13 protein-coding genes and 1 other RNA gene are annotated in these 20,073 nt (G+C 38.8%); 8 read left to right on the top strand and 6 right to left on the bottom strand.

The genetic code is table 11. The annotated features are described in order from the left end of the window. Nucleotides 1-21 precede the first annotated feature (21 nt). Nucleotides 22-1,233: an alkaline phosphatase family protein gene (locus tag ABWU87_RS09235; RefSeq protein WP_353330107.1), complete on the bottom strand. Its 1,212-nt coding sequence runs from the start codon at nt 1,231-1,233 to the stop codon at nt 22-24. A 429-nt stretch (nt 1,234-1,662) separates the two neighbouring features. Between ABWU87_RS09235 and ABWU87_RS09230 the strand changes: the two genes are divergently transcribed. After that, a complete protein-coding gene (locus ABWU87_RS09230; protein ID WP_353330105.1) occupies nt 1,663-2,064 on the top strand; it encodes a hypothetical protein in 402 nt (133 codons plus the stop codon). 236 nt (nt 2,065-2,300) lie between these two features. Here the strand turns inward: ABWU87_RS09230 and ABWU87_RS09225 are convergent, their stop codons facing one another. The 3 genes from ABWU87_RS09225 to ABWU87_RS09215 form a co-directional block, all read right to left on the bottom strand. Continuing rightward, a complete protein-coding gene (locus ABWU87_RS09225; protein ID WP_353330103.1) occupies nt 2,301-3,611 on the bottom strand; it encodes an NCS2 family permease in 1,311 nt (436 codons plus the stop codon). Nucleotides 3,612-3,629: 18 nt separating this feature from the next. Next, nucleotides 3,630-4,337, bottom strand: a complete 708-nt coding sequence (locus ABWU87_RS09220; RefSeq protein WP_353330101.1) for a DUF5020 family protein — start codon at nt 4,335-4,337, stop codon at nt 3,630-3,632. 133 nt (nt 4,338-4,470) lie between these two features. Then, nucleotides 4,471-5,343, bottom strand: coding sequence for an ATP-binding protein (locus ABWU87_RS09215; protein ID WP_353330099.1), 873 nt, complete (start codon nt 5,341-5,343; stop codon nt 4,471-4,473). A gap of 284 nt (nt 5,344-5,627) precedes the next feature. On the opposite strand from ABWU87_RS09215, the gene ABWU87_RS09210 reads away from it, so the two are divergent. Continuing rightward, nucleotides 5,628-6,818, top strand: coding sequence for a heparin lyase I family protein (locus ABWU87_RS09210; protein ID WP_353330097.1), 1,191 nt, complete (start codon nt 5,628-5,630; stop codon nt 6,816-6,818). A gap of 327 nt (nt 6,819-7,145) precedes the next feature. Further along, nucleotides 7,146-7,542, top strand: a transfer-messenger RNA (tmRNA) gene (gene ssrA / locus ABWU87_RS09205). A 964-nt stretch (nt 7,543-8,506) separates the two neighbouring features. Here the strand turns inward: ssrA and xpt are convergent. Next, nucleotides 8,507-9,073, bottom strand: coding sequence for a xanthine phosphoribosyltransferase (xpt, locus tag ABWU87_RS09200; RefSeq protein ID WP_353330095.1), 567 nt, complete (start codon nt 9,071-9,073; stop codon nt 8,507-8,509). A gap of 1 nt (nt 9,074) precedes the next feature. Further along, the gene (locus ABWU87_RS09195; protein ID WP_353330093.1) at nt 9,075-10,469 is read right to left on the bottom strand and encodes a nucleobase:cation symporter-2 family protein; all 1,395 of its coding nucleotides are present in this window, start codon (nt 10,467-10,469) and stop codon (nt 9,075-9,077) included. Between the two features lie 424 nt (nt 10,470-10,893). Between ABWU87_RS09195 and ABWU87_RS09190 the strand changes: the two genes are divergently transcribed. The 5 genes from ABWU87_RS09190 to ABWU87_RS09170 all read left to right on the top strand — a co-directional run bounded on the left by ABWU87_RS09190 (nt 10,894) and on the right by ABWU87_RS09170 (nt 19,839). Then, nucleotides 10,894-12,087, top strand: coding sequence for a PNGase F N-terminal domain-containing protein (locus tag ABWU87_RS09190; protein ID WP_353334446.1), 1,194 nt, complete (start codon nt 10,894-10,896; stop codon nt 12,085-12,087). Between the two features lie 484 nt (nt 12,088-12,571). Continuing rightward, nucleotides 12,572-13,489, top strand: a complete 918-nt coding sequence (locus tag ABWU87_RS09185) for a dihydrodipicolinate synthase family protein (protein ID WP_353330091.1) — start codon at nt 12,572-12,574, stop codon at nt 13,487-13,489. Nucleotides 13,490-13,497: 8 nt separating this feature from the next. Continuing rightward, a complete protein-coding gene (locus ABWU87_RS09180) occupies nt 13,498-14,697 on the top strand; it encodes an AGE family epimerase/isomerase (RefSeq protein ID WP_353330089.1) in 1,200 nt (399 codons plus the stop codon). 196 nt (nt 14,698-14,893) lie between these two features. Next, entirely contained in the window at nt 14,894-18,196 is a 3,303-nt protein-coding gene (locus ABWU87_RS09175; protein ID WP_353330087.1) for a SusC/RagA family TonB-linked outer membrane protein, read from the top strand. Between the two features lie 20 nt (nt 18,197-18,216). Then, entirely contained in the window at nt 18,217-19,839 is a 1,623-nt protein-coding gene (locus ABWU87_RS09170; RefSeq protein ID WP_353330085.1) for a RagB/SusD family nutrient uptake outer membrane protein, read from the top strand. Nucleotides 19,840-20,073 lie beyond the last annotated feature (234 nt).

Below are 20,073 nucleotides of genomic sequence, written 5' to 3'. Positions count from 1 at the left end.
TAGCTCTTTACGATTAAAGCTTTATTTTATGGATACGGTTCCATTATTTTTGCTTCCTCTGACACAGATCTTGCAATACTCGTCCTTAGCATAGGGGAGTGAGAATTTTCTTTCGGAAGCCCTGACACGTCCCACTTTCTTCCATTCATCAGTTTTGCCTTCCTTAAAGTGGTTCGTCGTTGATGCATATATTTCCAAAGGAGCATTATCATACGCTTTCCAGGATAGCTCTATTCCTCCTTCATCTTGTTTCATTTCCAGATTCGAGAAACTTATCTTTCCTATCAATGGCATTCCCTCTTCCTCATAGCTTACTTCTTTAGGAACAGAGAAGTTCATAAAACGGCAGATCGTTGGAAGAATATCCACCATTGACGCTTGCCCTTTATTGAAATAGGAGTTAGGCTTTTGGTTCATCGAAATCCAGATGGTGCGTTCGCGCTCTGATTGTCCACCATGACCGTATCCTGTACTATTGCGTCCATGGTCGGTAACAATCACAACCAGCCAATCTTCCCCCGTTGCTTTCTGACGTTTTTTTACAGCCTCCCAAATCCGTCCGACCTGCTTATCTGCAGCTTCAACAAAAGAGTCAAATCTCTCTCCATTGCCAAATTTATGACCGGCATCATCAGTGTACTGCAAATAAACCCATGTCAAATCCGGCCCGTCTTTACTAATTCCTTCTGCTGCAGCTTTAGATATAGTCTCGTCTATTTTAAAGATATGCAAATTATTTGGTTCGGTAGGATAATTATTTTTATCCAATTCTAATCCATCCAGATGCTTGTCTATGTTTATATTTCCGGCAGCCGGCAGTCCATCCCCAACTAATTTTGTGCGATTATCCAGCCAGGTAGAATAGATGGCGGTTTCTACGTTCTTTTTCTGATTCTCGGCAATACGAAAAATGTTCCAGTAATTATAATTAGGAGCTTCCACTCCATTTCCCCATACATTGTGTTTATTTACCCATGTAGAAGTGAGTAGTGTGTTATAGCATACCGCAGAAATTGTCGGAGTTTGTGTTACATCATTTACTTTACCACCCATTGCGGCTCGTGTATAACCTCCAGCAGATGAAATTTCATCAATATTCGGGGTATGGACTCGCTCAATAACATCAGCCGGTATGCCATCAACGATTACAAAGACAGTTTTTTTCTTATTGGCTTGAGCAGGAAATACAGAAAAAAGGCAGAATAAAGTTACAAGAAATCTAATTTTTTCCATGATAAATATATGTTTAATAGACTTGTTAAAATTAATATTTAATTCGTTCTGATTAGTAAAAAATGCAATTTTTCCTTTCCATTGATGGAATCGATAATAATCAGAATTTTACTTGAAGTCTGGATTGAATCATTCCAAATTTATTTTTTACGATTTTACTGTTTTCATCAATCTATAAATACTAGTAATTCAATTTTAAGCATAAGCAGCAATTTATATGATAATTCAATCAAAATATAACTTCTATAGATCTAAATATATCCGTATTTTATTTACAATAATCAGCCATATATAGCATGTTTATCATAATATAAAAGACGTTTTGTGTAACCTGTTTTCAATTTTATAGCAAGCTATAAGGGCTAATTAAACAATAAATTAGCTAATAGAGCGTTGAATAAATATGTTAACCATTTAAAAATGCAAGAAATGACAATTAAATCATTGAAATTAGCTCTGAAATTTTGGCAAGAAATCGTTTTTGTAGTTCCAATAGGATTTGGGTTAACTGCATTAGCCAAAGCTGCAATACTTGGATATGCAATGGACGGATGGGATATTTTTCTCGTTTGTATCTTTTTGCCTTTATTAATTAGCCTTATTGGTCAATTTTTTTGGAAAAGTAGAGCTTTAGCAAGTGTCTTATCTGTACTCTTGGGAATAAGTTCTTTTGTAGTTATTTTGATGGCTTTTTATGGCATTAATACCACAAGTATTAAAATGACGATGATTCAGTCAATAATAATGTTGATTTGGGGGATAATCGGGGTTATTGCCGCGATTAGAATGACAGTGCCCCAAAATAAATTTGTACCAGACAATTATAATTAATTCTTGTATGAGGTCTAGGAAGCTTATGTTAGACTTTTCTGTTATAAGCTACTCGCTGATAAAGAACCATCTGGTTATAATATTTTCACAGTTGGTAGGCTTATGTCTTCTGCGGTGATTTTGGGAATAGCAATTTATTTGTTTGAATTCATAAAATATGAATCGGTATAAACAAGAAAAAGCGGGAAGAATACTCTTTCCCGCTTTTTTTATAGTAGTGATATTACTGTTGTAATTTATATAACATGCATAGCATCCATTACCATTTTTATCATGAACAAGGCTGAGATTACAAATACAGTATAAGATACTTTCTTTGCTTGTCCGGTGCAGACTTTTAGCAGTGAATAGCTCAGGAATCCAAATACGATACCTTGAGCAATGCTGTAACAGAAAGGCATCATGATGATGGTCAGGAAGGCCGGTAGAGATTCTGTCATATCGTCGAAATTGATTTTAACGATAGAAGAGATCATAAACAGACCCACAATGATTAATGCCGGTGCTGTTGCCGAAGCTGGTACCATCAGGAACAATGGAGACAGGAAGAGGGCAATGATGAACATAAACGCAGTGCTGACAGCTGTAAGGCCGGTTCTACCACCTGATGCCACACCTGCGCAACTTTCAACGTATGATGTTACAGTGCTGGTGCCAAGGATTGCTCCGAATGTAGTACCCAATGCATCAGCAAAAAGTGCTTTCTTAACCTGAGGGAAGTTTCCTTGTTCATCAATGAATCCCGCTTTTGAAGCAACACCGATCAATGTTCCCACTGTGTCGAAAAGATTCACAAACAAGAAGGTGAAAACAACAATCAGCATGTCCAGTGAGAATACATGTTGCCATTCAAACTGGCAGAATATGGGAGCGATAGACGGAGGCATTGAGAAAATGCCATTTTCGGGTGCATGCACCTCTCCTAAAAATATTCCGCAAACAGTTGCTACAACGATACCAATCAAAATGGAACCGTGTACGTTCTTTGCAAACAGTGCGCCGGTTATAATCAAACCAATCAAAGCAATCCATACATTGTGGTTAGAAAAATCACCCATTGCAACCAGTGTATGAGGATTGCTAACAATAATGCCTGCATTTTTCATCCCGATTAATGTGATAAAGAGACCTATACCCACTGGTATTGCATCTTTCAGCGTTTTGGGTACACTTTTTACAATCAGTTCGCGGATGTTGAAGAAGGTCAGCAAAATGAAGATCAGGCCTTCAATAAATACCGCAGTCAGAGCCATTTGCCAACTATATCCCATGGTCAGTACCACAGTAAAGGCAAAGAAATTGTTAAGACCCATTCCCGATGCCTGAGCAATTGGCAGATTTGGAATAAATGCCATGAAAAGAGTTCCCAAAATAGCCGATACAGCTGTTGCAGTGAACAATGCATGTTTATCCATTCCGGTTTCACCCATGATGTTGGGGTTAACAATCAGGATATATGACATCGCCAGGAATGTAATAACTCCCGCTACGAGTTCAGTGCTGACATTTGTCTTGTTTTCCTTTAGTTTAAATAATTTTTCAATCATCGATTATCTATATTTTATTTAAAAATTCCATTTTGCAGCAACAGTTGGGCAAATGTACATCTTGTTCTTGTATGCAGTATAGAAATTGTTGCTGATTTCAATCTCTGAACCGACTGATAATTTAGAATTGACATTGTACCAAATCTGAGGTTCTGTAAGCAAAATAACCTTTTTGCCTGATTCAATACCTGAACGGTCTTTGTTTTCTGTCCATACATCAATGAATCCAGAGAAAGTCATTTTACCGTCTAATGCTGGGATGCCCCATGTTCCGGTCCATTGCACATCATTACTTGTCTTTTTAAATGCATTGTATTTGTAAGCAATGTAAGTACTGAAGTTTGCTTTACCAACGCTGAAAGGATAAGAAGCACCTACCAGGTAAGCATTGGCAATAGAGAATCCAAAGCCTTCTGCGTTTCCTACACCGCCATTATATTCAATATGAGGCATGATAGGGCATTTACCAATCTTAAAATCGCGTGCAATTTCCCAATATGCAGTTCCTACATTCCCTTTACTTTGGTTATAATCCATATCTACAAACAAGAAAGTAGATCCCCATTGGTCAGGTTTAAACATCTCAAAGGTAGAAGTAATATAGTTCTTTGGAGCAACGTTACTATGCAGTGCATGTCTAAAGTCATAATGTAACTGAAGATTCTGTGCCGCTATAAATTGGCACGCTCCTAAAAGAGCAATTAAGAGTAAATTCTTGCGTTTCATGTTTTTTGCTGCAAAAATAATCAAAAAAACAACAAAATGTACTAACATGCGCAATAACTTCTGTTTAGTAGGAGCTTCAGGTACATATTTAAGATTAGTTCATATAGGTTTATTTAATAAAAAAAAGTCTGGTTTACAGCCAGACTTCACTTTTTATTTCTCCTTCCAGGTTAAGGACTATGCATTTTATCGGGATGTGCCTTGATGCTTCCTCCCTTGCCATTTTAGCCATTTGCAAAAGCCCGCCGCAGCAAGGTACTTCCATTATCAGTACGGTAAGCGTATCTATCTGAGATTCATCAATCATCACACGGATTTTTTCGATGTACGAGTCCGTACCACTATCTAATTTAGGGCATGCGATGGCCAGAATCTTTCCTTTAAGGAACCTACTGTGGAAATTCCCAGCGGTAAAGGATGAACAGTCTGCTGCTAGCAACACATTAGCACCCTGAAAGTATCCGGCTTGTGGATTCAGCAGATGAAGCTGTACCGGCCATTGACGAAGTTCGGAAGGTTGAGCCATGGATGTAACCTCCTCCTGAGCCATTCCTACAATAGGGGTGGCTTTGAAATCGGGTTTTAATGCACGTGCCATTGAGCCTGGACAGCCGCTGAATGCTGCACCTGCAGTTTTCTGTCCGTGGATAGAAGAGAGGTCAATAGCAATATTGTTTCTTTTCAGGTATTCCACTCCCTGCTTTAGTAATTCGGTTTCACCATGTTCTTTCAGGTGTTTCAGGTGAGCAAGGATAACTCTTTCTCCTTTTGGCGAAATCCGTTCCATAACCGCCACTTCACTGTAAGGCTCTGCCTCACGCTCTTCCAGCTCTATGGCTCCTTCTGGGCAATCGCCAATACAGGCACCCAGTCCGTCACAGTACAGTTCACTCACCATAACCGCTTTTCCGTTAATCAGTTGGAGGGCCCCTTCGTGACAGCCTTCTACGCATCTGCCACATCCGTTGCACAATTCTTCGTCTATTTTTATCACAGTTCGTTTCATACTTTGCTCTTTTTTGAATGATGATGCAAAGATAGATATCTTCTTTTGTTGTAGCTTGTAACCTTTGTTACAATCACTTAAATGATTAATAGTTTATCAGATATTAAGATCTCAAATTAGCACCTGAACATCTTTAATAGAATACTCAACACAAATGCTATATGCGAATCATAATCAAACAAGGTTTAAACAATGCCATCTTAATCTAAAAATTATAAGTCGTACTTTAGCAATAAATTATAAAAGCCTGATTTACTCATTTATTCAACATTTAATAATTTAGTATGATGAAAGACATAAAACTTTATTTTTGCTCGGTTGCTTTGGTTTTAATTACTTTTCAAGCAGGAGCGGCTGAAAGACAGCAGCAACAACGCTCTAAGGAAGCTCCCCGAAATGGTTTGGTACCGTTGAAAGGACGTGTTAATGTTCAGGCAGATTCGGCTAAAACGAACCAGATTATTGATGGTTGCTGGGTGGCTGTGGGTACTAATAAACCACACTCCGTTCAACATGATTATTCTCTTCCTTTTAAAGGAAAGCCCTCTTATCGTTTTGAATTGAAAGAAGGTGATAATACTTTGGAAGGTTATGCAAAAGGCGAGACAAAAGGGCGTGCCGAGTTGTCTTATTGTTATGCAACTTCTGCCGATTTCAGGGGTTTGTCTGCAAATGAATACGTCAATGCCCAGAAAATGAAAACAGTATATCATCATGGAAAAGGTAGTTGTCCTCAGGGTTCTTCACGGACTTATGAATTTTCTGTTTATATACCATCTTCATTAAGTAAGGATGTTAGTACAATATTTGCTCAGTGGCACGGCATGCCAACCCGCACTTTGGTATCTACACCGCAAGGAGATGTTAGGAAGCTGAGTGTGGAAGAGTTTCTGGATTTAGATAATCGGATGATTTTCAAGAAAGACATTGCTTATGATAAGGTTGAAAAGAAAGATAAGAATGGAAACGTTGTTTATAAAGCAGGAAAGCCTAATGGGTGGGTGGTAGAACAAGGTGGTTATCCTCCTTTGGCTTTTGGATTCTCGGGCGGATGGTTTTATATAAAAGCCAATTCGGATAGGAAATGGCTTTCTGATAAAACAGACCGTTGCAATGCCAACCCTGAAAAACAGCAGGTAATGAAGCCGGTAACATCTAACTATAAGGCTTCAACTATTGCCTATAAAATGTCTTTTGAGGATTTTCCGAAAGATTGCTGGATTACATTTAAGGTGAAAATTGACTGGACGGTGTATGGAAAAGAAAGTGAGAATATATTGAAACCCGGAAAGTTGGATGTACAGATGAAGTATTCAGAGAAAGGAAAAGATATATCTTCTCATCTGGTTGATAACAAGCAGATTCTGATTGGCCGTAATGATGATGATGGTTATTACTTTAAGTTTGGCATTTACCGTGTGGGAAATAGTACAACTCCTGTTTGTTATAATTTAGCGGGGTATTCGGAAAAGTAAGGCTCGTTTATTTTGTATAAATCAACAAACCGGTCCGGGCCCTTAGTGTTTCATTCTTTTTTTGAGAAACTTTAGAAGTTCTAAACGGAATTAGAGGGAGTTTAATCTTATAAGGAGATAAAATTTCTGTTCGTGTGAAAATGCAGAATAACTGATAATCTTTCATAAAATAATAGAGTATCAGGTTACAATTCAAACAAATAATTAGTATCTTTGTATCGGAGAAAGCAGCCATGAGGTGCTTTAAAAAGTGCTTCCTGTTTCTGATGTATTTATTGCTCTGAAAAGGTTGCATTCTTCTGATTACAAAACAACCTATTAAAATAAGGGGTTGACTGGATTTGACAGCGGGCAGAAATGGTATGTAAGCATGCAGTGCGTCGGTGATTTGCACTTTAATCTCAGTTATCAAAATTTTATCTGGCGAAAATAATTACGCTCTTGCTGCTTAATCGAATCATAGTAGATTAGCTTAATCTCTGCACTAGGTGCGGAGACGAGACATCACTCGGTTGCTGTTGTTCCGAAGCGTTCCGGTTTAGTGGTGCAGTTATATCGGAAATAGTTTGAGTCCAGTCTCGTGGCTCTTGCGAAAATTAAGAGACTAAGGTATAGTTTGGTGGCTTCGGTCCTGCTATATTCGAAAACCTAGGCGAAGATAAGCATGTAGAAAGCTTATGATTTCCTCGTTTGGACGAGGGTTCGATTCCCTCCAGCTCCACTTATTTTGGCAAAACCCTGATAATAAACAACTTACGTTTGGTTATTATCAGGGTTTTCTATTGTAGGATAAATTTCGTCTTTCTGTCGCTCGTTTACTGCAATCATTAAATGTATTTCAGAACCGAATCATTGTCTGCTAACTCAAGTTCCCTATGAAATTAATTTGAAAAGTCACGCAAGTCGCGCAAGTCACGCAGAATGGGTGTAATATGCACTGAATCAGTTGATTGTGGGTGCGTGACTTTTGTTTTATATTTTCATATCTCACGCAGAAGTCACGCACTTGTCAATGGCTAAGATATCTCCTATTACTTGTTTAACCTATTGAATTATAGTGCTATAAATCTGGGCGTGTATTAATTCTAATGATAAATGGCTTTAATATTTTTCTTTTAGCTTGATTCTTCTCCGGAATATGCGCGGCATTTGCCCTTAAAAAATAGAAGTCCTATCAGTTTTCAGATGCTTGTTGTCGAATTTTAGCATGTTGCCCACATATGTTATTGAAGATTCATTGAAGTTTTTTTCTACTCATCCGGGTCAACCATCCTCCTACACCCGGGTGTACCATAGTGCTCCACCCGGATGTACCCTGCCTGTACACCCGGATGTAAAGACAAAGATATAAGCATTATTATTAAGTTCAAATCGTTAAAATTAAATTTAAGCTATTGATAAACATGTGCATATAGTGGTGTTTTGTTTTGTAACAAAAATTGATTATCGGTCGGTACGGGAGTGCGCGACTTTATGGAAGTCACGCACTGCTTACGCAGAAGATTCGTACCTGTAATGTGCATGATATGAGTGTGTTAAATCGGAAGTGCGTGACTTGCGTGACTGCGCGACTTTTTTAAAACAAAAACATGGGGAATGAGATTAATGGTGTGGCAAAAAAAAACTCCTTTCGGATAATGCTTCCGAAAGGAGTCTATATTTTATATAATGTGTAATCCGATGTCTGATTAACGGATTTTTATCTCGCAATTAGATAAATCTTCGATAATGGCAAGTGATTCAACATGGATGTCTTTATCGCGAAGAATCTTTCCACCTTCCTGAAATGCCTTCTCAATTATAAATCCCATGCCGCTGAGGGTTGCTCCGGCCTGATTGATTAGGTCTATCATTCCCATGGCTGCATTGCCATTTGCCAGAAAATCATCAATGAAAAGCACGCGGTCATCCGAAGTCAGGAAATTGTTGCTGATACAAACGGTGTAATCGCGGTCCTTGGTAAACGAGTGCACCGTGGTGGTAAGCATGTTTTCCATGGTTTTTGGTTGCTTTTTCTTCACAAAAACAACCGGGAGCTGCATTGCATAGCCAACCAGAATGGCAGGAGCAATTCCACTTGCCTCAATAGTGACAATCTTGTTTATATTTTCATTCTTAAAACGGGTTACAAACTCCTCAGCAATCTGATACATCAGCATGGGATCCATTTGATGATTGATAAAGCTGTCTACTTTTAATATTCCACCTTCAAAACATTTGCCGTCCTGCAGGATACGTTCTTTTAATATTTCCATGTTATTCTATAATTTCTCTTTCATCTTTTCTTTCGTCACTTCCCTCTTTAACACGGATCAATGCATTGGCAAGAATTGCTGTAAGTCCGCCTGTTGTTATGCCCGATGAAAAAATGGCCTTGATAGACTGAGGAGCCTGATTCAAAATGTCCGGCATTAGCTCTACTCCAAGTCCTAAAGCAAGACTTACTGCCAATACAAGGGTTGCTTTACGGTCTATTTTATGTGATGAGATAATTCTTACACCTGCTGAGGCCACTGTACCAAACATCAGTAAGGTTGCACCTCCCAACACGGGAGCGGGCATCAGAGAGAAAATGGTTCCGACAATCGGGAACAAGCCAAGTAGAACCAACATACCAGCAATGTAATATCCTACATAACGACTGGCAACACCGGTGAGCTGAATGATGCCATTGTTTTGTGCAAAAATGGAGTTCGGAAATGAGTTGAATACACCTGCAAGGCATGAGTTGAACCCGTCTGCCAATACACCTCCGGATACGCGTTTCAGATAAGTTTCCCCTTCAATCGGTTCGCCTGATATCATTGAATTGGCTGTTACATCACCGGTAGCCTCAATGGCTGTAATCAAGTAGATTAAACCTAAAGCAAGGAAAGATGAAAAGTTAAAATCCAATCCATATTTAAATGGCATCGGAATATTTATAGACCAGAAACCTGTGGTAAATGTTTGCGAGAAATCCACTTTTCCCATTGCAAAGGCGATGCCATAACCCAACCCCAGTCCTAATACGATGGAGCTCATCCGAAGATATTTGTTGTTGCAACGGTTAAAGAATAGCACGCTTCCCAGTACAATAGCGGCTAGTCCCACATTTTCTATGCTTCCGAATGTTCCATTCTTCATTGCGTCAAAACCGCCACCACAGGAAACCACGCCCACCTTAATCAGGCTAAGTCCGATTAACAGTACTACAATTCCCGATACCAGCGGTGTGATGATGTGTCGAAGATATTTAAAGGTGCGGCTAACAATCATTTCAACGGGTGATGCTGCCATGCAAACACCAAAAACAAGAGGAAGGCCGCCTTGCAGACCTGCTGTAATGATGGGGCCAATAAATGAAAAGCTGGTTCCTTGTATGCAGAGTAGTCCGCACCCAACCGGACCAAATTTTTTACATTGAATAAATGTGGATACACCAGATGCAAAAAGAGCCATTGAAACCATGAATCCTGTTGTCGCTAAATCGGTTCTCAGGGCTTCGCAGATAATAAGAGGAGGTGTAATGATACCTACGAAGATGGCTAACAAGTGTTGCAATGCTGCAAATAATGTTTCTTTGAGAGGTGGACGCTCATTGAGCCCATAGATTAAGTCCGAAGTAGATGAAGCCGGACTTGTTTGTTCTTTTTTTGTCTGAATATCCATAAGGTCTTGTTGTTATGCATCTGGTTTGAAAAGGAAAAAGACGAGTTGAAAATCTTTTTCCTTTTAGGCAGATAAAATTTTGGGCGCGAAATTACAAAAAAAATGGGAGTTTACGGTTGTAATATTCTTATTTAATAGTTTTGTTTAAATGGAAGTGAAAATTTAAAAAGAAGATCTTAATGTTTTGAATTGACAGATTTTACCAGTCAAAGAGTTAAATCCGGATAAATTGATCTCCTTTAAAAAACAAAAATTGCCTCTGATTTATTTATGGATAATAAGTATCTTTGTTTTCTTTTTAGGATGGCGCTTCAAAAAAGAAGCATGGCATTAACGTAATAACTATATATAAATTAAGCATATGAAGAATCAATTATCTTTTTTACGTCGCATATCGTTAGCGGCATTTTTGTTGCTGGCATTTATGGTTTGTGATGAACCGGTTTTTGCCGCGAAAGCAGATACGGCTCTTGTTATCAAACCGTTTGTAGAAGCACCCGTTTGCTTTAATCCCAATAGTTATCCTGATAAAGTGTGGAAAGGTGAGGGGGTTATTCGTCTGGATAATGGACGGGTTTTGCTGAAAAAAATCAATGTTCCCCAATTTAAACGTAATGTAGCTGTGCGCGTGAAAGTGAGACTGACTTCTAACGGAGATCGTTGGGATAAAAGCGGTTCCTTGTTTGTAATACCTGCCTCCTCGGCAATTAATATGATTGAAGTTGCAGCGGGGAATGCAAAATATCCGGCAGTAGATTCCACTAAACTGGAAAAATTAGTGGGAGTTGTTCCAGGGAAGAATTATTCGCCTACTGTTGAGCTGATGCGTTTTATGACTCCTTTTGGAGTGGGTTATTATAGTAGTGATAGTATTACAAATGCTAAAAGAAAGCCTGTTTATATTGATGAGTTCGCACCTTTTGTGGAATGGGAGCAAGATATCACTGATCGCTATTCATTATTAACAGGTGATGTTTATGTTGGCGCCTTTATTGATTCATGGACAAAAGAAGGATATAAAATCTCGGTAGAACTCAGTTTCAAGGAGAGCCCTTTAAAGTGCGATAAGCTTCCCAATAGAAAAGTTCTTCCTTTAGTGAATACAGTTTACTATACCGGACAGGCTATTCCGGATATGTTTGCAAGAAAGTCATTGGAAGTGCCCTTTACTTTACCTAAAAAAGCGAAAAATGTGATGATTAACTATATTGTTACAGGCCATGGTGGACACTCCGGAGGTGATGAGTTTGTGAAAAGAGAGAATATTGTTTCTGTAGATGGGCGTGAAGTGATTCGTTTCACACCGTGGAGAACAGATTGTGCTTCATTCAGGAGATTTAATCCGTCATCTGGTGTTTGGTTGCAGAAACGTACCGCGGCATATATTTCCGAGGAAGGTGGAAGAGCCGAAAAGGAGATAGAAGAACCAATTGCTTCGTCGGACTTATCCCGGTCTAACTGGTGCCCCGGCAGTGTTGTCACTCCTTTCACTGCATACCTGGAAAATATTGAGGCGGGCGAGCATACCCTGAAGATCGCTATTCCTACGGCACAACCGGCAGTAGGAGATAAGTTGAATCACTGGTTGATATCAGCTTATCTTGTCTGGGAAGAATAGGCCTGACTCTATTATAAATTTAATTGCCCGTTGGAATCAATCAATAATGATACTGATTTCAACGGGCAATTTTTATTGTGAGCATATCCGGTATATATATAAAGGTATATAATAACGTTTTGAAAAACCTTTTTTCTTCTCTCTTTGTTTTATTATTTGGCTTTGCTAATAACTACTCAATGGCTTGCTATTCACTCAACCTTATTTTTCTATCTCTTTGCCTAAAGAACACTTACTCTTTAACTTAATATTGTAGCTAAAAAGCGATAAAGTGAGGAGGTATATAAAAAATTGGCTTCATTTATGCCTCAACTGAACTTATGAATCGGAGTGTAAATCAATCAATTTAGTTAAAAATGAAATAAATCACTCCTGAAAGATAAAATAATTAATAAGATATTGCGTAGATAATAAAAATTGGATATATTTGCTGCGTATTTAATAAAGTTAAGAATTGAACTAAAAAAATATAAATTTACAAGGTATGGAAAAGATTCAGGGTTTAATAGACGCACCATTTACTCCGTTTTACGAAAACGGAGAGGTGAATTACGAACCAATTGAAGCATATGCAAATATGCTGAAGAAAAACGGCCTTCAGGGAGTTTTTATCAATGGTTCTTCTGGTGAAGGCTACATGTTGAATGACGAAGAGCGTATGAAGCTTGCTGAACGTTGGGTGTCAGTTGCTCCAGAAGGTTTTAAAGTAATTGTACACGTTGGTAGTACTTGCGTAAAATCCAGCCGTGCCCTGGCAGAGCATGCTCAGAAGATCGGAGCATGGGGTATTGCAACAATGGCACCTCCTTTTCCAAAAGTTGGCAGAGTAGAAGAGTTGGTAAAATACTGCGAGGAGATTGCTTGCGGTGCACCTCAACTTCCTTTCTATTTCTATCATATTCCTGCATTTAACGGTGCATTCCTTTCGATGGTTTCCTTCCTGGAAGCTGTTGATGGTCGTATCCCTAACTTCGCCGGAATTAAATATACTTTCGAAAGTCTGTACGAATACAATCAATGTCGTCTTTACAAAGGTGGCAAATTTGATATGCTTCATGGACAGGACGAAACTATTCTTCCTTGTCTTGCCATGGGTGGAGCTCAGGGCGGTATCGGCGGAACAACAAACTACAACGGAAAAGAGCTTGTAGGTATTATCGATGCATGGAAAGCCGGTGATTTGGAAGCAGCTCGCGAAAAACAAAACTTCTCACAGGAAGTAATTAATGTGATTTGCCATTACCGTGGAAATATCGTAGGTGGTAAACGCATTATGAAACTGATAGGTCTGGATTTGGGTAAAAACCGTACTCCGTTCCAGAACATGACTGATGAAGAAGAAGCAGCGATGAAGGCCGAACTTGAAGCTATTAACTTCTTTGACCGTTGCAACAAATTTTAATTAGGTAAATGGAAAAGATTAAAGGATATCTTACTGAATGGGCTGATGTTTGTCGTCGTGATTTGACGACAGACATTATGCCATTCTGGATGAAATATGGTTTCGACCGTGTAAACGGTGGCGTTTATACATGTGTGGACAGAGACGGAACTCTGATTGACACAACAAAATCTGTATGGTTTCAGGGACGTTTTGCTTTTGTTTGTGCATATGCATATAATAAGGTAGAGAAAAACCCTGAATGGCTGGCTGCAGCAAAGAGCACACTCGACTTTATTGAGCAACACTGCATCGATACAGACGGACACATGTTCTTCGAAGTTACTGCAACCGGTGAACCTGTCCGTAAGCGCCGCTATGTTTTCTCTGAATCTTTCGCAGCTATCGCCATGTCCGAATATGCTTTGGCATCAGGTGATAAGAGCTATGCAGAGAAAGCGCTTAAAATGTTCCATAACATTGTACGTTTAACAACAACTCCGGGGTTATTGGCTCCAAAATATTGTGAAAACGTGGAGATGCAGGGTCATTCACTGACTATGATTCTTATTAATACAGCTTCACGCATCCGCGAAGCGATTGATGCTCCGGAATTGACAGCACAGATTGACAGTTCAATAGAAAAACTTCGCAAATACTTTATGCATCCTGAATTCAGTGCTTTACTGGAAACAGTTGGTCCGAATGGTGAATTTATTGATAGCATCAACGGACGTCTGATTAATCCGGGACACTGCATTGAAACAGCTTGGTTTATTCTGGAAGAAGCAAAACTTCGCGGATGGGATAAAGGGCTGGTAGACACTGCAATTACAATACTTGACTGGTCATGGAAATGGGGCTGGGATGAGACTTACGGCGGAATAATCAATTTCCGTGATTGTAAGAACTACTCTCCTCAGGATTATGCCCACGATATGAAATTCTGGTGGCCACAGTGTGAAGCGATTATCGCCACATTGTATGCTTACGAAGCTACCAAGGATGAAAAATATCTGGATATGCATAAACAGATTCGTGACTGGACATATACTCATTTCCCGGATAATGAATACGGAGAGTGGTATGGATACCTGCACCGTGATGGTTCAGTATCTCAACCTGCAAAAGGAAATATCTTCAAGGGACCGTTCCACGTACCTCGCATGATGATTAAATCATTCGAACTGTGTAATGAGATCTTGTTGCGAAATCCAAATATTAATTAGCTATACTAAATTTAAACTAAACCAGACTTTACTAACTAACTATTATATCTTACAATTTAAAGCAAGCAATAAAGATTATGTAATTAACTGAACTATAAGCTAAACCCTAACAAATAACAATAGCTTGCTTACGTAAAATAGACCAAAACAAATAGTAATACTATATTATTCATTTATTCATTAATTAACTAGTTCTATGAGGAAGTTCTTATTACTAATGTGCTTTTTCCTATCATTAGGCGTGATGGCTCAAAAGCAGACAGTTACCGGACAGGTGTTTGACGAAACAAACGAACCTGTACTTGGTGCAAGTATTTCTGAAGTGGGAAATCCCAGGAACGGTACAGTTACCGATCTTGATGGAAAGTTCTCGCTAAGTCTAAATCCCCAAGGGGAAATCTCTGTTTCCTATATTGGCTATGAAAAGCTGATTGTAAGTGTAAAAGGCCAGAAAAGTCTGGTAATCAAACTTAAACCAACCTCTACAATGCTCGATGAGATTGTGGTAACCGGTTATACTGGAACCCAGTTGCGTTCCAAAGCTACTAACTCAATTGCCAAGGTGAGCAATGAAAAGCTGAGTACAGGTGTTTTCTCTAACCCTGCACAGGCTCTTTCAGGTGCCGTTTCTGGTTTGAGAGTTATTCAGACTTCAGGTAACCCGGGCGCTACACCTTCTATTGTACTTCGTGGTGGTACCAACCTTGATGGCTCAGGTGCGCCAATCGTAATTGTGGATGGACAGATTCGTTCAAGTTTGAGCGACATCAACCCTGAAGATATCGAAGATATGCAGGTAATGAAGGATGCAGGAGCAACTGCGATCTATGGTGCGCGTGCAAATAACGGTGTTATCCTGGTTACTACCAAAAAAGGTAAAGCAGGTACTTCTGACATCAGCGTGAAGGCAAAAGTGGGTATCAATTACCTCAATACTCCTTATGAATTCAATAACGCTGCCGATTACCTGTACTGGATGCGTACTGCTTATGCTCGTGCATCAAATGTTTGGCAAAAAACTGATGGTACACCAATGGGGTACCAAAACACTTCCTCTTTGGCTAATGCCGTTCCATATGGAACAGGAAATAAGTATGATGTTGATGCAAATGGTAATGCGATTCTAAACAACAATACCATTTGGAGCACAATGTATTTGGATGATTCCAATAAATTCCTTTTGGATAAAGGTTGGAAAACAATGAAAGATCCTGTAACAGGCAAAGACCTTATTTTTACGGATACTGATGTTGCCAAATATAACCTGAACAATCCATCTTTGACACAGGATTATAATATCAATATGTCTGGTGGTAACGATAAAGGTCACTACTATGCCGGTTTTGGTTACAACCACTCAGAAGGTCTTCCTATTGCATCTTACTATGATCGTTATTCTTTCATCTTTAACGGTGATTACAAGATCAGAACATGGTTAACTTCTACTTCCAGCTTAAACTACAACCGTGCGAACTGGCAGTCAATGCCTGGTTCTCAGACAGATGAATATAACTATTTTGGTCGTATTATGTCTTTGCCTCCAACAGTTCGTTTCATGGATGAAAATGGTAATCCAATGCTTGGGGTGAATTCAGGTGATGGTAACCAAAGCTATCAAGCTAATAAATTCTTCCGTGATAACCAGACAGATAAGTTTACTATGAGTCAATCATTCAAGATTGATTTTATGAAAGGACTTTATTTAAAGACTTCAGCTAACTGGTACTACAGTGAAGGTATGTACGAATCATTCAATAAAGACTACCGTAGTACTCCAACAAATGTTGTATCTACACGTTCTTCTTCAGCATCTTATGACCGTACATTTGACCAAACTTACAACGCTGTGTTGAATTTCGAACGTCAGTTTGGAAATCATTATGTAACAACAATGCTGGGTTCTGAATATTATGACTCATACAGCCGTGGTTTAAGTGCTTCAGGTCAAGGAGCTGCAACTGACGATTTCATGGACTTAGCTTTGACCTCTATAAAAGAAAATATGCGTAAAATTGATTCTTATCACAACCGTCAACGTATTCTTTCTTTCTTTGGTCGTGCAAACTATGATTATGATAGCAAATATTTGGTTTCATTTGTAATACGTAAGGATGGTTACTCTAAACTGATCAATAATCGTTGGGGGGTTTTCCCAGGTGTATCTACTGGATGGATCTTCACTAAAGAAAACTTTATGAAGAAATTTGCAGATATTATCTCATTTGGTAAGGTGCGTGCAAGTTATGGTTTGAATGGTAACGTCTCAGGTATAGGTAATTATGAATTGCAAGGTTCTTTCAAATCCAATGGAAATGCAGCATTTTATAATGGACTAGCAGATTTCTCTATGAGTGAAGTTCCAAATCCAGGTTTGAGATGGGAAAAATCAAAAACTTTTGAATTTGGTTTAGATTTAAGTTATTTGAATAACAGATACTCTACAAACTTCACATTCTACAATCGTTTGACAAGCGACAAACTTGCAAGAGTTAATTTAGCAAGTTCTTCTGGTATTAGTTCAATTCTTACTAATAACGGTGCAATAAGAAATCGCGGTGTTGAAATTGAATTAGCAGCGAAACCTATTCAATCAAAAGACTGGAACTGGAATATTAATGCAAATATCTCTTACAATAAGAATATTATTGAGAAGTTGCCTAATAATGGTTTGGAAAAGAATCGCCAAAATGCTTACCAGGTATATACCGGAAACGGAACAGATAAAGTATGGGTTGGTGGTTATCAGGAAGGTCAGGAACCAGGTGTTCTTTATGCATTCAAATCCGAAGGTATCTACAAGAGCTGGGATGAAATTCCTGATGTAATGGAGGATAGAGCCGGTGGTAGCTCAGCTCGCGTTCTTTATGGAAAAACATCGTGGGCTAACCTGACTGACGCTCAGAAAGCAGGTAAAGTGTTGCCAATTCAACCGGGTGATGTAAAATGGAAAGATGTGAATGGTGACGGCGTGATTGACCAATACGATATGGTGAAAGTTGGTAACACTACTCCACACTGGATTGGTGGTTTGACTTCAACTCTGAAATGGAAGAACTTGTCTCTGTTTGCAGCATTAGACTATGCTTTAGATTTTACAATTTATGATAATACAACTCCTTGGTTCTTAGGTGCTATGCAAGGAACATATAACATGACAACTGATGTGAAAAATACATGGTCTGAAACAAATCCTAACGGAACATTACCTAAATACTATTGGGCTGATCAGTTAGGTAAGAGTAACTATTACAGAACCTCAACTATGTTTGCATACAGCGGTTCTTACGTTGCTTTCCGTGAGATATCACTTACATACTCATTACCAAAGAGCATTATCAGCAAAGCAAAATTGGAAAGATTGGATCTTTCTGTAACAGGACAAAACTTAGGTTATCTTACTCAATGTAAGAAGGTAACTACTCCTGAAGCAGGTACTGGCTCAGGTTCAGGATATGGACTTCCGCGTACCCTATTGTTTGGCGTTAATTTATCATTCTAATAATTTATTCCGTATTAAATATGAAAACTATAAAATCAATTATATTTAGTTGTGCGGTATTGGCTACATCGGCTTTCTTCACTTCTTGTGACAAGCTTGATTTGGCACCGATTGATAACTACGCAAGTGGTAACTTTTGGAATACCGTTCCTCAGGTGCAAGGTTATATGTATGGCATGCATACCAGAATGAGGGATATCAATTTTACTCGTAACTTTCTTTTGGGTGAAGCACGTGGTGGTACAAACAAATCGGGAACTTCTTCTGTAAGTACTTCTCTTGACTACGATAGAATTAAAGAGAACAACCTGGACGCATCAAATACCGGTGTTAGTGGCTGGGCTGGATTATATGGCTATATTTTCGATTCAAACCTGATGATTCAAAAGGTTGAAGGTTCTGAATTGCAAAAGAACAACAAAGCTGCTATTGACTACGCACTTGGTCAAGCATATGGTATCCGCGCAATGTACTATTTCTACTTGTACAGAACATTTGGTGGTGTGCCATTAGTTGATAAAGTAAAAGTAATGGACGGACAGGTTTCTCCTGCCGACCTTTATACTCCCCGCTCTACGCCAAAACAGACGATGGATTTCATCAAAGCTGATTTGAAGAAATCTTTAGACTATTTTGCTTCATCTGATTTGATCCCAACCGGAACAAACAGATGTACTTGGTCAAAAGCTGCCTCAACAATGTTGGCTGCAGAGGTTTATTTATGGTCAGCTAAAGTTTCTCTGGGTGATCAGGTTCCTGCTGCCAGCGACTTGGATGCTGCTGAAGGTTATCTGAACACAATCTTGAATAGTTCTAGCTTTGGAATGTTACCCTCTTTCTCATCTGTTTTTGATGCAACATCAACAGCAACAAAAGAAAATAAAGAAATTATTTTCTCTCTGCGTTATTTAGAAGGAGAATACACTAACGGGAATATTGCTAATTTTGTTCCTGCCAATGCTAACTTCCTTGGTTCAGTATATGATGGTTCAGGAAATCTTATCTCTGCAGATGTACTTAACTTGAAAAATACTGGTCTTTTAAGACATGAATATGTTCCAACTCTTTGGCAAGCATACGATGCGAATGACACAAGACGTGGTGCAACCTTCTTTGATTTTTATAATAAAGATAAAAGTTTGAAAGGGGTAATATGGATTAAGAGCTTGGGTTATGTAAACTCTAGTAACGTTCGCATTTACTGTGGCGATCAGGTTGTGTACAGATATGCTGATGCATTGTTATTGATGGCTGAAGTTCAGAATATGAAAGATGGCGATGTTGCCAAGTACATTAATCAGGTACGTGCTCGTGCTTACAATTCAAAATGGGATCCTGCAGTATATGGCTATACTAATTCCGACTTTAAAACAAACGAACTTGCAATTCTTCACGAAAGAGACCTTGAGTTTGTAAATGAAGGGACTCGTTGGTTCGATGTTTGCAGAATGAAAGATGCTAAGAATGGCAAACCATTGGCATTTAGCTCAGAAGCAGCATATAAAGGAAAACCTATTCTGGATTATACTACAGAGAAGCATAAACTTTTATGGCCGATCGATATTACTACTTTAAATTCAGATCCAACACTTAAACAGACTCCGGGTTACACGGATCTTGGTCAGGAAACTGAGAATTGGTAATTTATCATAAGAAAAATGCAGGTGGGGTTCTCCACCTGCAATTTTTCATTATATTTACTGAACTATAAGAGTACTCGATTCTAAAGAGATAGATAAAGAACCTTTTTCAGAAAAACCCATTTTCGGAGAGATAACTAGTCTCGGATAAATGAAAACAGAACCTCAGCATCAAAGTTTATATTGAGATTTTAATGCCAAGGATGTTTTTTAAAGAAGGACAATAAGGTTGTTACC

Source organism: Bacteroides sedimenti (assembly GCF_040365225.1).
Taxonomy (GTDB): domain Bacteria; phylum Bacteroidota; class Bacteroidia; order Bacteroidales; family Bacteroidaceae; genus Bacteroides; species Bacteroides sedimenti.
This window is presented reverse-complemented; position numbering and strand designations above follow the sequence as displayed.